This window comes from Hydrogenophaga sp. OTU3427, assembly GCF_038440225.1.
Lineage (GTDB): Bacteria > Pseudomonadota > Gammaproteobacteria > Burkholderiales > Burkholderiaceae_C > Hydrogenophaga.
Genome location: NZ_JASATI010000029.1, coordinates 1 through 18,667 on the forward strand (window position 1 = coordinate 1; position 18,667 = coordinate 18,667).

Here is an 18,667-nt window from a genome sequence, read left to right on the forward strand (position 1 = left end):
CCGCGAGCTGGTCTTCTAACAGCTCGCGGCATTCCCAGAGCAAGCGCCCGATGAGCGTGCTTTTGCCGTCGTCCACGCTGCCGCAGGTGATGAAGCGCAGCGTGTCCTGATCCGCCTGGCGCGCGATCCAGTCGGCGGTGCTGGCGGCCTCGCCGGTTTGCCGGCGGTAGGCGTCGGTGGCTTGGGGCCGGCCTTTGCCGGCGCGTGTGGGCTGGGGTGGGCGGGCCATCAGAAGTAGCCCTCCTGCTTCTTCTTTTCCATGCTGCCTGCGCTGTCGGTGTCGATCTTGCGGCCCTGGCGCTCGGACTGGCGGGCGTGTATGAGTTCGAGCAGGATGTCGTCCACCGTCCGTGCCTCGGACGCGACCGCCCCCGTCAAGGGGTAGCAGCCCAGGGTGCGAAAACGCACCTGCTGCACGTGGATGTCCTCGCCGGGCGACAGGCGACAACGCCCGTCATCGACCAGCATCGTGATGTCGGGCCGCACCACCACCGGGCGCGGTTGGGCAAAGTAGAGCGGCACCACCGGAATCTGCTCGTGGTGGATGTACTGCCAGACGTCCAGCTCCGTCCAGTTGGACAGCGGAAACACCCGGATGCTTTCACCGGGCCGCTTGCGGGCGTTGTAGAGGTTCCACAGCTCCGGGCGCTGGTGCTTGGGGTCCCAGCCATGGGTGGCGCTGCGGAACGAGAAGATGCGCTCCTTGGCGCGGGACTTCTCTTCGTCGCGCCGGGCGCCGCCAAACACCACATCGAACCGGTGCTGGTCCAGCGCCTGCTTCAGGCCTTCCGTTTTGGTGATGTCGGTGTGCAGCGCCGAGCCGTGGTCGAAGGGGTTGATGTCCTTCGCGATCGCCTCCGGGTTCACGTGCGTCAGCAGCCGCATGCCGCTGCGCTCCACCATGAAATCGCGGAACAGGTACATCTCCTGGAACTTCCAGCGCGTGTCCACGTGCAGCAGCGGAAACGGCGGCTTGCCCGGGTAGAAGGCCTTCTGCGCCAGGTGCAGCATGACACCGCTGTCCTTGCCGACGGAATAAAGCATGACGGGGTTCTGCGCCTCGGCCACCGCCTCGCGAATGATGTGCATGCTTTCGGCTTCGAGCCGCCGCAGGTGGGGCGACAGTGGCGAACGTTGCCCCTGCTGGGCCGCCACCTGGGCGCGCAGGGTGTCGGGCGTCGGCAGGTAGGCCTGGGGCATCAGCGACACGCCCGGCGTGGGCGCTGCCGCGCGCAGATGGCGCACCAGCTCGCCATGGGGAAACACCGCGATGCCCTTGCCCACGTGGGCTTGCAGCCGCCGCAGGGCCGAGGGCAAGGCGGCGGCGGTGTCTGCCGCGGGCAGCGGCACCCAGCAGCGGCCCCCACGCGCGTCGTTGGCGTGCAGGCAGGGCTGGCCCGAGGGCAGGGCGGCCAGCTGCGCGAACAACACCCGTTCACGCGCCTGGCGGGCGCGGGCCACGGCCCAGTCCAGCACCAGCCGGTTGGGCGCGCGGCCCAGCTCGTCGCGCAGGCTGTCCACGCTCAGTGCCGTGGGCAGCAGGTGCAGCGCCTGCAGGCGCCGCTCGGCCGTGCGTCTGGTGTCCGCCTGGCCCAGGCTGTTGAGGTGGGCGTAGGCGGACTCGGTGCTCCAGACCTGATCCGAGTCCAGGCCCAGCAGGGAGGCATCTCTCATGGTTGTCGCAATCTGTCGACGATGATCGATTGTGGTGCTTGCATTGTAAAAAATCTACAAAAACCACATTGATTTCGTTTCAGATGTTTTTTGCGACAGTTGCCGCCCTGCCCCAGGGCCTAAGCCGGCGTGGCCACGTGCACCCAGTCCACGATCCCGCTGCTGGGGTGGAAGTCCGGCACCAGGCGCTCCAGCATCGCCCGCACGGCCACCACGTCGTGATCGGTCAAATGCCCTTGGAGCAGGGCGAGCTGCGGTGCCAGCGATGCCCACGGCATGTGGTCCTCGTGCGCCTTCATGATGCGCGGGTGGGCGGTGGGTTGGGGGTTGTTGCCGATCAGCAGCTCCTCGAACAGCTTTTCACCTGGGCGCAGGCCGGTGAACCGCAGCTCGATGTCGCCGTCGGCATGTTGTTCGTCCCTCACCTTCAGGCCGGACAGCTCCACCATCCGGCGGGCCAGGTCGAGGATGCGAACCGGCTCGCCCATGTCGAGCACGAACACGTCGCCTCCCCTCGCCAGGGCGGCGGCCTGTATCACCAGCTGCGAGGCCTCCTCGATGGTCATGAAGTAGCGGGTGATGTCCGGGTGGGTGACGGTGACCGGGCCACCGGCGTGGATCTGCCGGCGGAACAGGGGCACGACCGAGCCCGATGAGCCCAGCACGTTGCCAAACCGGACCATGCAGAAGCAGGTGTCCGGGTGGGTGGCGGCCATGGCCTGCAGCACCATTTCCGCCAGGCGCTTGCTGGCGCCCATGGTGTTGGTGGGGCGCACCGCCTTGTCGGTGCTGATGAGCACGAAGTTGCGCACGCCGTGCCGGGCGGCCGCGTCGGCGCAGGTCCAGGTGCCCCAGACGTTGTTCTGCACGCCTTCCACCGGGTTGTGCTCGACCAGGGGGACGTGTTTGTAGGCGGCCGCGTGGTAGACCGTGTGGGGCCGCCAGGTGGCCATGATGGTCGACATGCGCGCCGGGTCCTGCGCCGAGGCCAGCAGCGGCACCAGGGTCACGCGGCGCGCCGGGTCCACGCTGGCCTGGGCCTGCTCCAGCTCGTCGCAGATCTGGTACAGCGCGTACTCGCTCAGTTCGGTGAGCAGCAGGTGGCTGGGCCCGGCGCGCAGAATCTGGCGGCACAGCTCGCTGCCGATGGAGCCGCCGGCGCCGGTGACCAGCACCACCTTGCCGGTGATGTGGCGCCGGAGCAGGTCGTCGTCCGGCGTCACTGGCGGGCGTCCCAGCAGGTCTTCGATGTCCAGCTCCCGGATGTCGCTGAAGGTGACCCGGCCCGACACCAGGTCGGCCACGCCCGGCAGGGTGCGCACCCGCAGCGGGTACTGGCGCAGCTGCTCCAGGATCTGGATGCGCCGCTGCCGGCTGGCGGACGGCATGGCCAGCAGCACATCGGTCAGGCCCAGCTTGGGCACCAGTGTCGCCAGCTGGGCGGGGCTGTAGACCGGCCGTCCATCCAGGCTTTGTCCGTGCAGGCGTTCGTCGTCGTCCAGGAAACCCAGCAACTGCTGCGCGCTGTCGTTGCCCAGGGCCGCCGCCAGTTGCTGGCCGGCGCGGCCGGCGCCGTAGATCAGCACGTGTGGGCCCTTGGCCTGCCGCAGGGCCTGCCGGTACAAGCCGCCCAGCCAGTAGCGCCCCAGGGTGCGCAGGCCGCCCGCGGCCAACAGCAGCAACATGGGCTGGATGATGCCAATGGAGCGCGGCACGTCGCGCAGGCCGATGACGGTGAACACCAGGCCAAAGCCCAGCGCATACAGCGCCATGGCCTGGATCACCGCCCGCATCGCGTTCCATCCGGCGTAGCGGAACACCGCGCGGTACAGCCCGTGGCGCACGAACAGCGGGATGGCCAGCAGTACCGACGCCCCCACCGGCCACCAGTAACGGCCTTCCAGCGTCACCCACGACTCCAGGCGCAGGCACAAGGCCAGCCAGACGGTGACCACACACAGCACGGAGTCCAGCAGCACGGCGATGCCCCGCTTGGTGACGCGGGGCAGGCTCAGGGTCCATTGCTGAAGGGGCGTGCGTGGCAAGGGCGTGGTTCGCTGTGGGCTTGGACGTACCGATTATGGGTTCGTGGATTGACACATTTTGAGGTTTTCGGCCTCAGTGGCTCACGCCCTCTCGCCGCAGCACCTTGCGTGCCGTCAGCCAGATGATGCGCAGGTCCAGCGCCAGGCCGCGCTGCCGCAGGTAGGCCACGTCCAGCGCCACCTTCTGGTCCAGCGGCAGCTCGTCGCGTCCGTTGACCTGGGCCCAGCCGGTGAGGCCGGGGACCAGTGCGTGCACGCCGTGCCGGGTGCGCAGCTCGATCAGGTCGTGCTGGTTGAACAGCGCCGGGCGTGGCCCCACGAGGCTCATGTCGCCCTTGATGATGCTCCACAGCTGGGGCAGCTCGTCGAGGCTGCTTTTCCTCAGGAAGGACCCGATGGGCGTGAGGTAGGCGGTCGGCTCTTTGAGCAGGTGGGTGGCCACCTCCGGCGTGTCCACCCGCATGCTCCTGAACTTGGGCATGCTGAAGATGTGGTTGTGCCGCCCGACCCGGTCGCTCCAGTACAGCGCGGGCCCCCGGGAGGTGAGGCGCACCGCCACCGCCACCAGCGCGATCACCGGCAGCAGCAGCAGCGCGGCCGGCAGCACCAGCAGCAGGTCCATGGCGCGCTTCATGGGGCCAACTCCCGGACCACCTGCCGCAAGCCGTCGTCCACCGACACCGGTGGGCGCCAGCCGGTGATGTGCTGTGTGGCGCTCATGTCCACCTGCAGACTGCCCAGCAGGCGCAGCGCGAGCGCGCGACGGCCCAGCAAGGCCGCGCCCCAGGCCAGGCTCGCGGGCGGCACGGGCAGCAGCCGGGCGGGCCGGTGCATCGCCTGGCCCAGCCGGGTCAGCAGTGCTGCGGTGGACAGGTCCTCGCCATCGCTGACCAGAAAGTGGTGTCCCGGGGCTTGGGGGTGCTGGGTGCACAGCACGAGAAAGTCCACCAGGTTGTCGAGCGCCACCAGACTGCGGCGGTTCTGGGTCACGCCGCCCAGGGGCAGCGGCATGCCGCGCCGAAGCCAGCCCACCAGGGCGCCAAAGTTGGCCCGCACCCCCGGGCCGTACACCAGGGGCGGACGCACCACCACCCATGCCATGCCGGTGTCGGCGGCCACCTGCCGCAGGCCGTCTTCCGCCTCCTGCTTGGAGCGCGCATACGCGTCCTGCGGGGCGGCGGTGTCCTGGGCGGTGAAGGGCCGGCCGGGTGCCGTCGATTCGCCCAGGACCTTGACCGAGCTGACCAACACCATGCGGTGCACGCCCGCCGCGGCCGCCTGCCTGGCCAGGTTCACCGTGCCGGCCACGTTGACCTCGCGGAACGCGGACAAGGCGTCGTCCGCCGTCTCATGCATCACGTGCACCCGCGCCGCCGTGTGCACCAGCACCGACACGCCGTCCAACGCGCGTGCCCAGTCGGTGCTGGCGTGGATGTCCCCCACGGCCACTGGCTGCACGGCGCAGCGCCAGGGATCACCCCCCGCGCCGGGCAGCGCTCGCACGCAGGCGGTGACGTCGTGCCCGTCGCGGGCGAGGCGGCGCACCAGGGCCGAGCCGACAAAACCGTTGGCGCCCGTGACGGCCGCCCTCATGGCTGCTGCGCCTCGTGCAGCAAGCCGCGGTACACGGCCAGGTGCTGGGCCACCACGCGGTTCACATCAAAGGCCTGCTCCGCCAGCACGCGGCCGGCGGCGCCCATGCGCGCACAGCGATCCCGGTCCCGCAACAGAGTGTGTATGGCTTCGGCCAGCGCCGCGGCATTTTTCGACGGCACCAGCAGGCCGGTCACGCCGGGTGTGATGGCATCGCGGCAGCCGGGCACGTCGGTGGTGACCACGGGCCGGCCCGCCGCCGCCGCCTCGATCAGCACCTTGGGCAGGCCTTCGCGATAGGACGGCAGCACCACCACCGTGGCCTGGGCCAGCACCGCCGGCATGTCGTCGCGTTGGCCCCACAGCTCCACCACGCCTTCGGCCTGCCAGCGCTCCAGTTCTGCACGGGCCAGGCTGGCCGGGTTGTCGGCGTCCGTGTCGCCCACCAGCACAAACCGGGGCGCCAGTTGGTCTGTCGGGACCTGGCGCCGCAGCGCCCGTGCCGCGTCCACAAACTCCCGCACGCCCTTGTCGGACAGCAGCCTTGCCGCGAGCATCACCACGGGCGGGCCTTCCGGCAGCGGGCTGGGCTGGAAGGCATCCAGCGACACGCCGGAGCCCCGGATCAGCACCGACGACACGTCGGCCAGCCCGGCCAGTTGGCTCACGGTCTGGCGGTCGTTCTCGTTCTGAAAGATCACCTTGCTGTTCGGGTGCCCCAGCGCCAGGCGGTACAGCAGGCGAATGGCCACGCGGCGGGCGGCGGCGCGCCAGCCCCGGGCCAGGAACACGAAGCCCAGCCCCGAAATGGCCGCCACCATGGCCGGAACCCGGGCCAACCGCGCCGCGATGCCGCCCAGCAGCACCGGCTGGATGGTCACCAGGTGCACGATGTCGGGCCGGGTGCGCCGCATCACCGCCAGCATGTCCCGGAACGCGCGCACGGCCGATCCCAGGCCGCTGCTGCCGCGCTGCAGCTGGATGGGATGCACCACCAGACCCTGGGCCACCAGCTCGTCGTGGCCATGGGTCAGGGTGGTGGCGATGTGGACCTCGTAGCCTTGCGCCAGCGCCTGCCTGGCGATCGGCAGCCGGTGGGACAGGAAAAACCAGTCCACGTTGACGACGAACAGCAGTCGGGGTTTGGCCATGTCAAGCCTGCTCCGCCAGCCAGGCCTGGAACATCAGGATGTCCCACAGCAGGTAAGCCCAGTTGCGTTGGCCACTCTGGTGCTCGGCCCATTTGGCACGCACGCGGTCGGGCTGAAAAAAGCCTTCGTTGTGCAGGCGGGTGGCGTTCAGCAGATCTTCCGCCCATGCGCGCAGCGGACCCCGCAGCCAGCTGTCGATGGGCACGCCAAAGCCCATCTTGGGTCGGTCGATCATCACCTGCGGCACATGCCGGTACAACACCTGGCGCAACACCCATTTGCCCACCCCCTCGCGCAGCTTGAGGCCCATGGGCAAGCCCCAGGCGAATTCGACCACGCGGTGGTCGAGGAAAGGCACACGTGTCTCCAGGCCCACCGCCATGGCGGCACGGTCCACCTTGGTCAGTATGTCGTCGGGCAGGTAGGTCACCATGTCCAGGGCCATCATCCGCTCCACCGGGTCCAGGCCATGCAGGTCTGGGGCGTTGCCGGCCAGGCGTGTGGAGGGCTCGTGGCTGTGCAACACCACCGAGGTGGGATCGGCCCAGTGCGACGCCAGGCCCAGGTACAGCGCATCGATGGAGCCGCTGCCCAGCACGCTCGCGCCCTTGTGCAGCTTGTCACCCAGGCGGCCGCCAAAACGGTTCGGCGCCAGCCGCTGGCCCAGCGTGTTCCAGGTGTGTGGCGACAGGGCGGTGATACCGCTGGCGGCCAGCCGCCGCAGGGGCGCCGGGACGACCGACAGCCGCTTCCAAATGCCTGCGGCCGTGAGGTAGCGCGTGTAGCCGCCGAACAGCTCGTCCCCCGCGTCGCCGGACAAGGACACCGTCACGTGCTGGCGTGCCAGCTGCGAGACCAGGAAGGTCGGTATCTGCGACGAGTCGGCAAACGGCTCGTCGTACATGGCTGGCAAGCGGGGAATGACATCCATCGCCTGCTGCGGTGTGACATACAGCTCGGTGTGGTCGGTGCCCAGGTGCCGGGCCACGGCCTTGGCGTGCTCGGCTTCGTTGTAGCCCGGCACATCGAAGCCGATGGAAAAGGTGCGCACGGGCCGTGTCGACTGGGCCTGCATCAACGCCACCACGGTGGACGAATCGATGCCCCCCGACAGGAAGGCCCCCAGCGGCACGTCGGCCACCATCTGCTGGCCGACGGCCGACATCAGCAAGGCTTCCAGACCAGCCACGGCCTCGGTGGGGGAGGCGGGCAACACGCGATGGGCAGCCGCATGCACAGCCATGTCGGTGGCCGACCAATACGTCTGGGGGCTCGCATCACGCTGTTGCAGCGACACGGTCAGCGTCGACGCCGGAGGCAGCTTGTGTATGCCCTCGTAGATGGTGTAGGGCGCGGGAATGTAGTTGTGGCGCAGGTACAGGGCCAGCGCGTCGCGGCGGATGGGTGCGGCGAAGGCCGGGTGCCGGCGCAGCGCCTTCAGCTCCGACCCGAACACCAGCACCGACCCTGCGCCCGTGCCTCGCCAGCCGTAGTACAGCGGCTTCTCGCCCATGCGGTCGCGCGCCAGTGTCAACTCACGCCGTTCGCGGTCCCACAGCGCGATGGCAAACATGCCCACGCAGCGCGTCAACGTGTCGCGCAGCCCCCAGGCCTCCATGGCGGCCAGCAGGGTTTCGGTGTCGGAGTAGCCCCGCCAGGCCGGTGCCCGCCCGGCATCGGCAAGCTGCCGGCGCAGCGCCAGGTGGTTGTAGATTTCACCGTTGTAGGCCAGCTGGTAACGCCCCGACGCTGAAGCCATGGGCTGGTGGCCTGCGGGCGACAGGTCGACGATGGACAGGCGGCGGTGCGACAAACCGATGCCGGCCTCCGGCTCCCACCACACCCCGCCATCGTCAGGCCCCCGGTGCGAGATGGCGCTGCCCATGGCCTGCAGCACGGCGGGTCCATGCTCCACAGGCAAGGCGCTCAAGAAACCGGCGAATCCGCACATCGCTTACCTGCTCTCCGTTGTGACGTTGGCGGCCGAGGCCGTGGCGAGTATGTCCTCGTAAAACTGCTCATACTGCCGCGTCACGCCATGGATATCGAAGTGCGTCAGCACACGGTCCCTGGCCCGGGCACCCAACGCCGCCCTGGCAGAAGGCGCCAACTCCAGCATGCGTTGTATGCCGGCGGCCAGCTGGGCCGGTGTGTTGTCGGTGACCACAAGGCCGGTATCGCCCACGATGTAGGCGGAGTCACCCACATCCGTGGTCACGACAGGCACACCACAGGCCATGGCCTCGCCCAACACGTTGGGGAAGGCCTCCCCATAGGTCGACGCTGAAACCAAAACGTCCAGCACGTTCATTAGCGCTGGCACGTTAGCCCAGTTACCCAGCATATGCATGTGGTGTTCTAGACCAGCAGCTTTGATCTTCTCTAACAAGATCGTATTGGTCGTTTCCACGCCTGTGCCTGCCATGACAAATTGTGTTTCAGGCCTAGATGCGATGACTATCGCCGCTGCATCGATAAAGCCGTAATGGTTCTTTTGCGGGTGGTACCGTCCAATCAGCCCGATAACCGGAGATTCGGTGCGGATGACCAGCGTATTGCGCAGTTCGAGTCTGGCGACCACGTCCGGCCGAAACAGCGTGAGGTCAAAGCCGTTTGGGATCACCTGCATCTTGTGTGCTGCGTAGCCAAGCTGCACGTGAATAGTAGTGGCCGCTTCAGAGCAGCACAGTATCCGCGTTGGCAACCAGCGAGACAGCCTTGCGCACAGCCACACCACCATGCGGGTGGAGCGGCTGGTGGTCTGGGGCCCCAGGTCGCTGTTGCGTATGCACCAGCCTACTGCGCGAACACCCGCCATCCGCGCCGCGAGACCGCCCACCAGATCCGCGTGGTACATCCAGGTGTGCACCACATCCGGACGCAGGACTTTGAGCATGCGAATCAGCCGGCCGATATGCCACAAGGCCAACACCGACCTTCTCATGTTGATCGATTGCACCGGCACGTTCAGGGCGGCAATGCGTTGGGCCATGTCGCCCAGCGGCGCCAGCGCGATCACGTGGGGTTCGAAACGGCTGCGGTCTAGATGCGTCAGCACCTTGAGCAGCATCATCTCGGCGCCGCCAGTGCCCAGTCCTGTGATGATGAAAGCGATACGTGTCAAAGTTTCTCCATGACCTCTTCGGTCTGCCGAACCAGTTCCGCGATACTGAACAAGGACTCAACGCGTGCGCGGGCAGATGCTCCTCTCGCGTGACGCAAATCGGTTGGTTGGTCGATCATCGTCCGCAGCGCTGAAGCAAGTTCCGGCGCGTTTTTTGGGGGGACCATAATGCCGGTCTCACCAACTATTAAAGTTGAGTCGCCGACTTTGGTAGCGACACAGGGAATTCCACACGACATAGCTTCCGCAATGACGTTCGAAAAACCTTCGCTGCTGGACGAAGACACCAAAATGTCCAGAGAGTTATAGACTGGCGGCATATTATCTTGAGCTGAAAGCCAGACTATTCTGCCGTTCAGGCCGCGATCGTTGGCATCACGCTTCAACTGACTGGTGTAAATAGATGGGCCGTCGCCGACGCAGATAAATTTCACATTGTTGTGGGTGGCCGCAACCTGTGCTGCGGCATCTAGAAATAGTTTGTGTTCTTTGACTGGATCAAGGCGCCCCACAATGCCGATGGCCACCTCATCTGGTTGTATGCCCCAAGCATGTCGCATAGACAGTCGGGTTGTGGTATCGATTTTGAAATATTCAGTGTCAATCCCATTGGCTATGACGGTAATACTTTGCGGTGAAAAGCCATTGTGGATTGCAAAGCTGCGTCCTGCCTGAGAGTTGGCAATAATATTATTTGCGAGCCTTGACATCAGGGCTTCGATTTTGTAAGAGACTCTAGTTAGCCAATCATGCTGTTCCAGGTCGATTTCAGAAGCCCGGATGCCCCATAAGATTTTTATCTTTGGGTTCAATATTTTGATTGTTGCTGCCAGAATGTTCGGGATCGCCAGGTAACTGTGGACAATCGCGGGACGTTCCTGTTTAATTAGTCTAAAGAGTTGAATAAAAAAACCTAACGTATCCCATCGTCCCTGTTTATTTAGATTGAAGACCGGAATGTTGGCGGCTGCTAAATTTGTTTCAAAAGTGCCATTTCCATAAAATGCTGCGACCGAGACGTCATATTTTTGCTGCTTAAGCCCGATGGCCAAAGTAGTCAGTTGTCGTTCCGCTCCACCGTGGTGAAGGCTGCGCGTGAGGAACATTATCTTCAATGTGAGATCGTCTGATTAGGTCAATTGTCCATAGGGTGCTATGGCATTTTGGGTTTGGATAGCTGAATATTTTTAACAGGTTTTTTTGCTATGAAGAAGATGTGTGGCACAGCAATTGTTTCGCCGCTTCGTCCCAATACATATCGCGCGCAGTTTTTGACTAGATTCTTGATCCCCATTCGAGTCCAGTCGGGGAACGCTCGAGTATCACATTTTTCAATCAACAAGGTATGTTTTTTCAACTGCTGTAGCAGATCCGCTGGTGTGAAGCTCTGTACGTGTCCCCAGCGGTGAAAGCTTTCCCCGCAGTGTGGACATATCGCATGATTGTCCAGCAGGTTCTCATTGGCAGGAACTGTGCCAATGAATTTCCCACCAGGTTTTAATGTGCGAAATACTTCTTTCAGTGTTTGATCCAGTGCATCATTCTCAAGATGCTCCAGTACTTCTGTCATGAAGATGGCATCAAAGGAGTCATTGTTGAAGGGCATTGCTTGTGAAAATCCGACTTTGGCTCGGTGTCCTAGTTGTAATTTTTCTCGTATTCGAGATATCGCAGTTTCGCTGGGGTCAAGGCAGCTGACTTCAACACCCTTTTTTATCAATAGGGCTTCCAGGCCTCCGTGCCCAACACCAATATTGAGAGCAGTAACGCCGGACGGGATCCGATCGCAAAGAAATTTATACCTGGGCAGGGCTGCGCCAAAGGCATCAATGGAGTCATCGCTTTGGAGCTGATCCCAAATTTTTTGATGATTCACTTACAGCTCCCTTGTGGTTTCGATACCTTTGATGAAAAATCCCCCACCCCCAGCCAAGCGAATCATTTTTTCCGGCCTTGTCTCCAGGAATTCGTCGATAGCTTTGGTCGCACCTGGACAGGTGTTGAACCCATAGTCGTCGCATACAAAAATGGCACCGTGATTTAATCTGTCGTAAAAAAACGAAATGCTGTCATGTGTCGGTTGGTATAGATCCACATCGACATGTACAAAAGAAAATCGTAAGGCTCCAACTTCGGAGAATCGACTTGGAATCCAACCTTTGTAGTACCGCGTGTTCGGGTATTGATTTAAGTTTTTCCGTACGATTGCCTCTCCAGCTGCGAGGTCATTGTTTTTCCAGTAACTTCCATCTATTTCGGTTGGGGTGCTTAACCCCTCGAATGAGTCGAAGATGTGGTGTGTCCGAGGAACGTTGTGGCGAGTACAGGCTTCTAGAATGAGGTGGCTTCCGCAGCCTAAATAAGCGCCGCATTCCACGGTGTCGCCGGGGACGCGAAGCGTAAGACGAACCAACTCCTGCAAGGCTAGACGTCGATGGGCGTTAAAGCCTTTGGCTTCATTGAATTTTTCTAATGTGCGAGACAGTGTAGGGTCTTTGAACCATGCCAACTCCGGCCATGTCATTTTATAGTTTGGCGCAAGTCGTTGTGCAATAAATGCTATCAAACGAAAGCCGAGAACTTCATTTGGGGTAAAGCCGAGTACGAGTTTAATATAACCAAGTAGATTTCGAGGGTTCATGTTTATTGGCTACTCTTTTTAAAAGTTGTAGCGATCAGCAGCACTGTTGAGATCATCATCATCAAAGACGATGCCGCCATCAACCCTCTGGGTCCATATACCGGCGCGAGGTAGACGTTCAGAGATGCTTTGATTACAACATTTGCTAAACCTATGGCGGTAAGGATATGGTATTTCTTTTCGCTCGTTATCAGTGAAACAAAAACTAATCCACTTAAGTAGAATGGAACTTGTAATAGCCCCCATCGGAGTACCTCGAACACTTGGATGGTGTCGGCAGGAGTAAAAGCGCCGCGCTCAAGTAGCAAGTTCACCATCCAAGGTGCGGCGAACCAAGCGGCAATGGTGATCAATGTGCCGACAAATGCAATGATTTTTGCCCACTTGATCGCGAGAGCTTTTGCTTGGAAGTCGTTTCTGGCCTGGGCGTGGGCGAATACAGGTAGAGTGGCTCGCGACACGACCGTGCCACCCAGCCCCAGCAGGAGGGCGAGGAGGCGGTTGGCGTAGTTGAGTGTGGCAATGCTGCCAGGTGTCAGTTGCGCTGCGAAGAATTGGTCCATGAGACTGGTCAAGCTCATGAAGGTCTGTCCGAGCAGCATTACAAAGAATCCCTGCCAAAAGGCTGGCCACTGGGCTGATCGCATGCTGAATTTGGGTGCGGGTCTGGGCCCTGCATGGGCATTCGTCACACTTACGCTCGCCAGATGGCAAACGAAGCCGGCCAGGGTACCCCATAGAAGTGGCTCTAACGAACTGGCCGGCATCCACAGAGCAGTGGCTGCCAAAATGACAGGTGGGATGCTTTCCTGTAATGTGTTGGCGTGCCGTCCTTGTATCAACAGCCAGACCGAATACAGGCTGCTGACGAGGCCCAACGCTGTGATCGGCGCCATGATTGTTAAAGATTGCAATGCCATTTGCGCCGTGTTGGCTGGAAGGCCTACCCAACTTGAGTTGATCAATGGTGGTAGACCGAACCACATGGCAATCGTAAGTCCTCCGCCAAGGCAAAGGCACAAGGCGAGGAATTCGGCCTTGAATGTGGGTATGTCCTGTGCTCTATCGGTCCGATTCGACGCCATTAGTGGAAGCAAAACTGCCGTCAACAAACTGAGCCAAACCACAACAGGCCAGTTCAAGATATTGAACACGAACAAGTAGGCATCCACTTCTTCGCTGGTGCCATATCGATAAGCAATCGCGATTTCTTTGCTGGCTCTTGCGATAGCGCCGACAAAAACAAAGAGCCCGACCCAGAGCATGCCCTTCGCGATGGCGTGGTGGTCGGGATGGGCGTTGCGAAGGCGCGCGCCGAGCTGGCGAAACAGTCTCATGACGATGCCCACAAATCCATTGACGCCTTCATGTGTGCCGGTAGTGCTGGATGTACCACTCCACAAACCGCCTCATCCCCTCCTTCACCGAGGTGTTGGGCTTGAACCCCACCCACGCATCCAATTCGTCGGTGTTGGCAGCGGTGGCGGGTACGTCGCCGGCCTGCATGGGCAGGAAGTTCTTTTTCGCGGTGATCCCCAGGGCCTGCTCCAGGGCCTCGATGTAGTCCATCAAGGGGGTGGGCTGGTTGTTGCCGATGTTGAAGACGCGGTAGGGCGCGTTGCTGGTGGCGGGGTCGGGGGCGGCGGGGTTGAAGCTGGCGCTGGGCTCGGCGGGTTTGTCGATGACGCGGATGACACCTTCGACGATGTCGTCGATGTAGGTGAAGTCGCGCACCATCTGGCCGTGGTTGAAGACGTCGATCGGCTGGCCCGCCAGCATGGCCTTGGTGAAGAGGAACAGGGCCATGTCGGGCCGGCCCCAGGGGCCGTAGACCGTGAAGAAGCGCAGGCCGGTGGTGGGCAGGCGGAACAGGTGGCTGTAGGTGTGGGCCATCAGCTCGTTGGCCTTCTTGGTGGCGGCGTAGAGGCTGACCGGGTGGTCGATGTTGTGGTGCTCGCTGAAGGGCAGGGCGGTGTTGCCGCCGTACACGCTGGAGCTGCTGGCGTAGGCGAGGTGTTCCACGCCCTGGTGGCGGCAGCCTTCCAGGATGTTCATGAAGCCTTGCAGGTTGGCGTCGATGTAGGCGTGGGGGTTGGTCAGCGAATAGCGCACGCCGGCCTGGGCCGCCAGGTGGATCACCCGCTGGGGCTTTTCCGCCGCGAACAGCGCCGGCATGGCTTGCCGGTCGGCCACGTCCAGCTGGGCAAACCGAAAACGGGGGTGTGCCTGGAGCCGGGCGAGCCGTGCCTGCTTGAGCCGCACGTCGTAGTAGTCGTTCAGGTTGTCCACCCCGACCACGTCGTCGCCGCGCGCCAGCAGCCGCAGGCAGGTGTGCATGCCGATGAAGCCGGCGGCGCCGGTGACCAGGTGTGTCTTGCTCACAAACGCCCCTCTGCCGCGCCCAGGGGCAGCAAGCCTTTCACGTCGAACAGCACCGCGTTGGCCTGGCCAAAACGCCGGACCTCGGTGCCCATGCTGACGAACTGGTGGTGGCCCACCGCCAGGATGATGGCCGCGTAGCGGCCCGGTGCCGGTTCGGCGGGCAGGCACTCGAGCCCGTATTCATGCCGGGCGTCGTCGATGTGGATCCAGGGGTCGTACACGTCCACGCTGGCGTTGTAGCCCTGCAGGGTGCGGACGATGTCCACCACCTTGGTGTTGCGCACGTCGGGGCAGTTCTCCTTGAACGCCAGGCCCAGCACCAGGATGCGGCTGCCCAGCACGGGCAGGCCCTTGCGCAGCATCAGCTTGACCGTTTCGTCGGCCACATAGGCGGCCATGCTGTCGTTGATGCGGCGGCCGGCCAATATCACGTCCGGGTGGTAGCCCACCTCCTGCGCCTTGTGGGTCAGGTAGTAGGGGTCGACGCCAATGCAGTGCCCGCCCACCAGTCCCGGGCGGAAAGGCAGGAAATTCCACTTGGTGCCCGCCGCCTGCAGCACCTCCAGCGTGTCGATGCCCAGGCGATGGAAGATGAGGCTGAGCTCGTTCATCAGCGCGATGTTGACGTCGCGCTGGGTGTTCTCGATCACCTTGGCCGCTTCCGCCACGCGGATGCTGCTGGTCAGGTGGGTGCCGGCGGTGACGATCTGCCGGTACAGGCCGTCCACCGCCTCGGCCACGGCGGGTGTGCTGCCGCTGGTGACCTTCTTGATCGCCGGCAGGCGGTGCAACTTGTCACCGGGGTTGATGCGTTCGGGGCTGTAGCCGCAGAAGAAGTCGTGGTTGAAGCGCAGCCCGCTTGCCTTTTCCAGCGCCGGCACGCAGACCTCTTCGGTGGCGCCGGGATAGACCGTGGACTCGAAGATCACCACGTCGCCCGCCTTGAGGGCCTGGCCCACGGTGGCGCAGGCCCGGATCAGCGGGCCCATGTCGGGGCGGTTGGCCTTGTCCACCGGGGTGGGCACGGTGACGATGAAGACCTGCGCCGCCCGCAGCGCCTCGGGCTGGCTGCTGTAGCGCAGGTGGTGTGCCTCGCGGAGTTCTTCCGTGCTGCATTCCCGTGTGTGGTCCTGCCCGGCTTGCAGCGCCTCGATGCGCGAGGCGCTGATGTCGAAGCCGATGACCGGGCGCTGTTTGCCGAACTCCACGGCCAGGGGCAGGCCCACATAGCCCAGGCCGATGACGGCGATGGTGTGCTGGTCGAGGTTCATATCGCTGTGGGGCATGGGTCGGGTGCCGGGGGCATGTGTGCGACTGTAGCGATTTAACAATCGAAATGCCGCTTTCTGTCGAAGGCGGCAGGTTCATGACCGCCCCAGCCGCCGCCATGGGCACCACGCCAGGCCCGTCAGCAGCATCAGACCCAGACCTTGCCACGGCGCCAGCACCCAGTGCCGTGCGCGCCACACGCCCGCCTGCCAGCTGCCGTGGTAGCCCGGGTCGCGCTGCAGGTACAGGGTCAGGCCGCCCTGTGGCCCGGGCGCGATGCCGCCGGGGGGAATGGCCTGTGGCGGTGTGGCCACCATCAGGCCGCTGTACAGCAGGGCGCAGGCCGCCAGCACCAGCAGGCCCGCCACCCAGGCTTCCACGGGGGCTCGGGCGGGCGCGGCGCTGGGGGCCGGCGGCGCCCGAAAGCCGTAAAAGACCATCAGGCCCAGCGTGGCGGCCAGCAGGTTGACGAGCACGTCGTTGAAGTCGAAGTAGCCGCTGTGGCGGGCGGTGATCCAGAGGTACTGGGACAGCTCGTCCACGGCGCCCAGCAGGGTGGTCCAGAACAGCACCCGGCCGACGGGCCAGGTCTGGCGGTCGGGGTCGAGCGCGCGGGCGATCAGCCAGGCCAGCAGGCCATACTGCGGGTAATGGGCGTATTCGGGCAGCGAGAAGGTCAGCCAGCGGTCGACCGCCGCGACGCAGCCCGCCCACAGCAGCCAGTAGGCCGCGACCACGCCGGTGCGCCGGCCCAGGCCCTGGCGCGCCGCGTCGCGCAGCAGCCAGGCCAGCAAGAGCAGCGCCGCCAGGGGCAGGACCACCGGCAGGGCGTCGCGGTAGGCGTAGGCCAGCGTGCGCCCTTGCCATTCGATCGTCCGTGGCTCCACCAGCCAGTCGGAGAAACGGAGGTGGCCCAGAGCGGTGCTCACGAAATAGGCCGCGATCAGCAGCCACCGGCCCGGGGAAACGTTGCGTTCTGTCATGGCGATGGAAGCGGAGGTGCGAGGGGCGCCGCCGCGAGACAGCCCGCATGCGCCGGAAACACCAGCGCGGTGCCGGGCACCCCCGTGTCCGGCCCGACGCCATAGCGCTGTCCCAGGCCCCGGCACGGCGTGGTGTGGATGAGGTGCCTGTCGTCGGCCGACAGGCCCAGCAGCACGCCGTGCCCGCCATCGTTGGCGGCGCCCAGGCCGAGGTCGCCCAGCACCAGGCGGTCCTGACCGCCCGCGTCCACCATCACGCCCACGCCCTCGTCGTGCCCGGCGCCCATGGCCATGATGTGGCTCACTTCGTAATCGTCGTTGCCGGTGCCACCGGCCCACATCAGACCCACGCCCTGGTGGGCCGCCGCGCCGAGGGCGTACCAGGCGGCGCGGTGGCGGTTGTGGCCACCCATGTCCAGCAGCAGGCCGGTGCCCTGGCCATAGCCCGTGCCCTGGGCGAACACCTGGCCCTCGTAGCGGTCGTCGCCGGCCGCGTCCAGCAGCAGGGCCAGGCCGCCGGGCTGCGCTGCCCACGCGCCGGCCGCGCGGGTGCCAAAGCCTGTGCCCTGCCCCATCGACGCATTGCGGTCGGGCAGCTGGGCGGACGGCCACACCAGCACCTCGTTGCCCAGGTGGTAGCGGTCCTGGCCAGCGGGCTCCAGCAGCAGCGCCACGCCCTGTGGCCCGCCCGACGCCTGCGACAGCGCCTGCGCCAGGTACACGTCGTCGCCCGGGCTGCCCAGCAGCAGCGCCTGGCCGCCGAAAGCGAAACCCTGCGCCATGCCGGTGGCCCGGTGGTGGTTGTGGCCGGCGTCGTCGATGTGCGCCGCCGACCCCAGCAAGGCCGCGCCCTGGGCCAGCCACGTGCCCTGGTGGTCGTCATCGCCCAGCGTGTCCCACAGCACCGCATAGCCCAGCACGGCCGCCGATGCGTCGCCGCCCGGGTGCCGGCTGCGGTAGCGGTCGTTGCCGCCGTGGTCCAGCAGCAGCTTGATGCCGGCCCGTGGCGCGGCGCCGGGTTCCCCCAGTGTGTAGTCGTCGTTGCCGCCCACGTCCAGCACCAGGTAGGGGTGGGCGATCACATGGTGGTTGTCCTGGCCGGTGGTGTCCACCAGCACTGTGCCCCAGGGGGTCTCGGTGCGCCAGGCCACGGAGGGCAGCTGCGGCGTCTGTGTCACGAAGGCGTGCAGGCGTTCGGCGGCGGCCAGCACGATGCGCATGCCGGTGTGCAGGGCGTGGGTGTCCACCAGCGGCAGCAGCTCTGGCCAGGGGGCAGGGGCCAGGCCGGGGGCGGCCGCTGGCAGCACACCGGCCAGCAGTGCGCTGGGTGTCAGCCCGGACGGCAGCGCCGCGAAGGCCCGCTGGCGCCAGGCCTCGGCCAGCGCCAGCGCCTGCAGCGCCTGGCGCAGCTCGGTGGCCAGCGGCTCGGGCATGTCCACGTGCACGGCCACCGGCGTGTGGGCCTGGGGAGGTGGCTGGCCGCCGGGCGCGGCGGGCTGTGGGCCCAGGGCATGCATCTGGCGGTAGATCTCGCCCGGCTGGTCGCGGCGGGCGGGCAGGGTCTGGGACAGGCTTTCCACCGTCGCCCAGGCCCGGGCCGGGTCGGTCATGAAGTCGCGAAACAGGCGCGGCGCCTGGGCGTGGTCCGCCTGCGGCTGCGCCAGGGCCTGCGGGGCCAGCGCGGCCTGGCGCAGCGCCTGGTGCAGCGGCGCCGACAGGTCGCCCGGGGTCTGTGCCCAGGCGGCGCCGAACGCCAGGCACCACAGCGCAGCCAGGGGCGAACGGCCGGCGCGCCCGTGCATGGG

The 18,667-nt window shown here is 64.9% G+C and carries 15 protein-coding genes and 1 pseudogene; all 16 read right to left on the minus strand.

Annotated elements, in window-relative coordinates:
- Nucleotides 1–229: pseudogene (locus AAHB17_RS16250) on the minus strand (hypothetical protein); the annotation flags it as partial.
- On the minus strand, nucleotides 229–1,125 hold the full coding sequence (cysD, locus tag AAHB17_RS24765) for a sulfate adenylyltransferase subunit CysD (protein ID WP_446719610.1): 897 nt from the start codon (nucleotides 1,123–1,125) through the stop codon (nucleotides 229–231). The gene cysD and the pseudogene AAHB17_RS16250, both read right to left, overlap by 1 nt.
- Nucleotides 1,126–1,793: 668 nt before the next feature.
- Nucleotides 1,794–3,719, minus strand: a complete 1,926-nt coding sequence (locus tag AAHB17_RS16260; RefSeq protein WP_342131686.1) for a nucleoside-diphosphate sugar epimerase/dehydratase — start codon at nucleotides 3,717–3,719, stop codon at nucleotides 1,794–1,796.
- A gap of 73 nt (nucleotides 3,720–3,792) precedes the next feature.
- Nucleotides 3,793–4,353 (minus strand): sugar transferase, encoded by a 561-nt coding sequence (locus AAHB17_RS16265; protein WP_342131687.1) that lies wholly within the window; start codon nucleotides 4,351–4,353, stop codon nucleotides 3,793–3,795.
- Nucleotides 4,350–5,312: an NAD-dependent epimerase/dehydratase family protein gene (locus AAHB17_RS16270; RefSeq protein ID WP_342131688.1), complete on the minus strand. Its 963-nt coding sequence runs from the start codon at nucleotides 5,310–5,312 to the stop codon at nucleotides 4,350–4,352. The genes AAHB17_RS16265 and AAHB17_RS16270 overlap by 4 nt, the downstream gene beginning before the upstream one ends.
- Nucleotides 5,309–6,463 carry a glycosyltransferase family 4 protein gene (locus AAHB17_RS16275; protein ID WP_342131689.1) on the minus strand — a complete coding sequence of 385 codons (1,155 nt, stop codon included), beginning with the start codon at nucleotides 6,461–6,463 and terminating at the stop codon, nucleotides 5,309–5,311. The genes AAHB17_RS16270 and AAHB17_RS16275 overlap by 4 nt, the downstream gene beginning before the upstream one ends.
- Nucleotide 6,464: 1 nt before the next feature.
- Complete coding sequence (asnB, locus tag AAHB17_RS16280; protein ID WP_342131690.1) at nucleotides 6,465–8,414, minus strand: asparagine synthase (glutamine-hydrolyzing); 1,950 nt, start codon at nucleotides 8,412–8,414, stop codon at nucleotides 6,465–6,467.
- Between the two features lie 3 nt (nucleotides 8,415–8,417).
- Nucleotides 8,418–9,587, minus strand: a complete 1,170-nt coding sequence (locus AAHB17_RS16285) for a glycosyltransferase (RefSeq protein WP_342131691.1) — start codon at nucleotides 9,585–9,587, stop codon at nucleotides 8,418–8,420.
- The gene (locus tag AAHB17_RS16290) at nucleotides 9,584–10,693 is read right to left on the minus strand and encodes a glycosyltransferase (protein ID WP_342131692.1); all 1,110 of its coding nucleotides are present in this window, start codon (nucleotides 10,691–10,693) and stop codon (nucleotides 9,584–9,586) included. Before AAHB17_RS16290 ends, AAHB17_RS16285 begins: the two co-directional genes overlap by 4 nt.
- Nucleotides 10,694–10,740: 47 nt before the next feature.
- Entirely contained in the window at nucleotides 10,741–11,463 is a 723-nt protein-coding gene (locus AAHB17_RS16295) for a class I SAM-dependent methyltransferase (RefSeq protein WP_342131693.1), read from the minus strand.
- Nucleotides 11,464–12,228 carry a TylF/MycF/NovP-related O-methyltransferase gene (locus AAHB17_RS16300; protein ID WP_342131694.1) on the minus strand — a complete coding sequence of 255 codons (765 nt, stop codon included), beginning with the start codon at nucleotides 12,226–12,228 and terminating at the stop codon, nucleotides 11,464–11,466. It lies immediately after the preceding gene.
- Nucleotides 12,229–12,230: 2 nt separating this feature from the next.
- The gene (gene murJ / locus AAHB17_RS16305; protein ID WP_342131695.1) at nucleotides 12,231–13,565 is read right to left on the minus strand and encodes a murein biosynthesis integral membrane protein MurJ; all 1,335 of its coding nucleotides are present in this window, start codon (nucleotides 13,563–13,565) and stop codon (nucleotides 12,231–12,233) included.
- 28 nt (nucleotides 13,566–13,593) lie between these two features.
- Nucleotides 13,594–14,610: an NAD-dependent epimerase gene (locus AAHB17_RS16310; protein WP_342131696.1), complete on the minus strand. Its 1,017-nt coding sequence runs from the start codon at nucleotides 14,608–14,610 to the stop codon at nucleotides 13,594–13,596.
- Nucleotides 14,607–15,881, minus strand: a complete 1,275-nt coding sequence (locus AAHB17_RS16315) for a nucleotide sugar dehydrogenase (RefSeq protein WP_342131734.1) — start codon at nucleotides 15,879–15,881, stop codon at nucleotides 14,607–14,609. Before AAHB17_RS16315 ends, AAHB17_RS16310 begins: the two co-directional genes overlap by 4 nt.
- Before the next feature lie 93 nt (nucleotides 15,882–15,974).
- Nucleotides 15,975–16,862, minus strand: coding sequence for a VanZ family protein (locus AAHB17_RS16320; protein ID WP_342131697.1), 888 nt, complete (start codon nucleotides 16,860–16,862; stop codon nucleotides 15,975–15,977).
- Entirely contained in the window at nucleotides 16,859–18,664 is a 1,806-nt protein-coding gene (locus AAHB17_RS16325) for a hypothetical protein (RefSeq protein WP_342131698.1), read from the minus strand. The genes AAHB17_RS16320 and AAHB17_RS16325 overlap by 4 nt, the downstream gene beginning before the upstream one ends.
- Nucleotides 18,665–18,667: the final 3 nt, after the last annotated feature.

Excerpts from the sequence above, each read along its gene's own strand:
- AAHB17_RS16265 (WP_342131687.1), bottom strand. The coding sequence starts at position 4,353 with ATGAAGCGCGCCATGGACCTGCTGCTGGTGCTGCCGGCCGCGCTGCTG.
- AAHB17_RS16270 (WP_342131688.1), bottom strand. The coding sequence starts at position 5,312 with ATGAGGGCGGCCGTCACGGGCGCCAACGGTTTTGTCGGCTCGGCCCTG.
- AAHB17_RS16290 (WP_342131692.1), bottom strand. The coding sequence starts at position 10,693 with ATGTTCCTCACGCGCAGCCTTCACCACGGTGGAGCGGAACGACAACTG.
- asnB (WP_342131690.1), bottom strand. The coding sequence starts at position 8,414 with ATGTGCGGATTCGCCGGTTTCTTGAGCGCCTTGCCTGTGGAGCATGGA.
- AAHB17_RS16325 (WP_342131698.1), bottom strand. The coding sequence starts at position 18,664 with ATGCACGGGCGCGCCGGCCGTTCGCCCCTGGCTGCGCTGTGGTGCCTG.
- AAHB17_RS16275 (WP_342131689.1), bottom strand. The coding sequence starts at position 6,463 with ATGGCCAAACCCCGACTGCTGTTCGTCGTCAACGTGGACTGGTTTTTC.
- murJ (WP_342131695.1), bottom strand. The coding sequence starts at position 13,565 with ATGAGACTGTTTCGCCAGCTCGGCGCGCGCCTTCGCAACGCCCATCCC.
- AAHB17_RS16320 (WP_342131697.1), bottom strand. The coding sequence starts at position 16,862 with ATGACAGAACGCAACGTTTCCCCGGGCCGGTGGCTGCTGATCGCGGCC.
- AAHB17_RS16315 (WP_342131734.1), bottom strand. The coding sequence starts at position 15,881 with ATGAACCTCGACCAGCACACCATCGCCGTCATCGGCCTGGGCTATGTG.
- AAHB17_RS16300 (WP_342131694.1), bottom strand. The coding sequence starts at position 12,228 with ATGAACCCTCGAAATCTACTTGGTTATATTAAACTCGTACTCGGCTTT.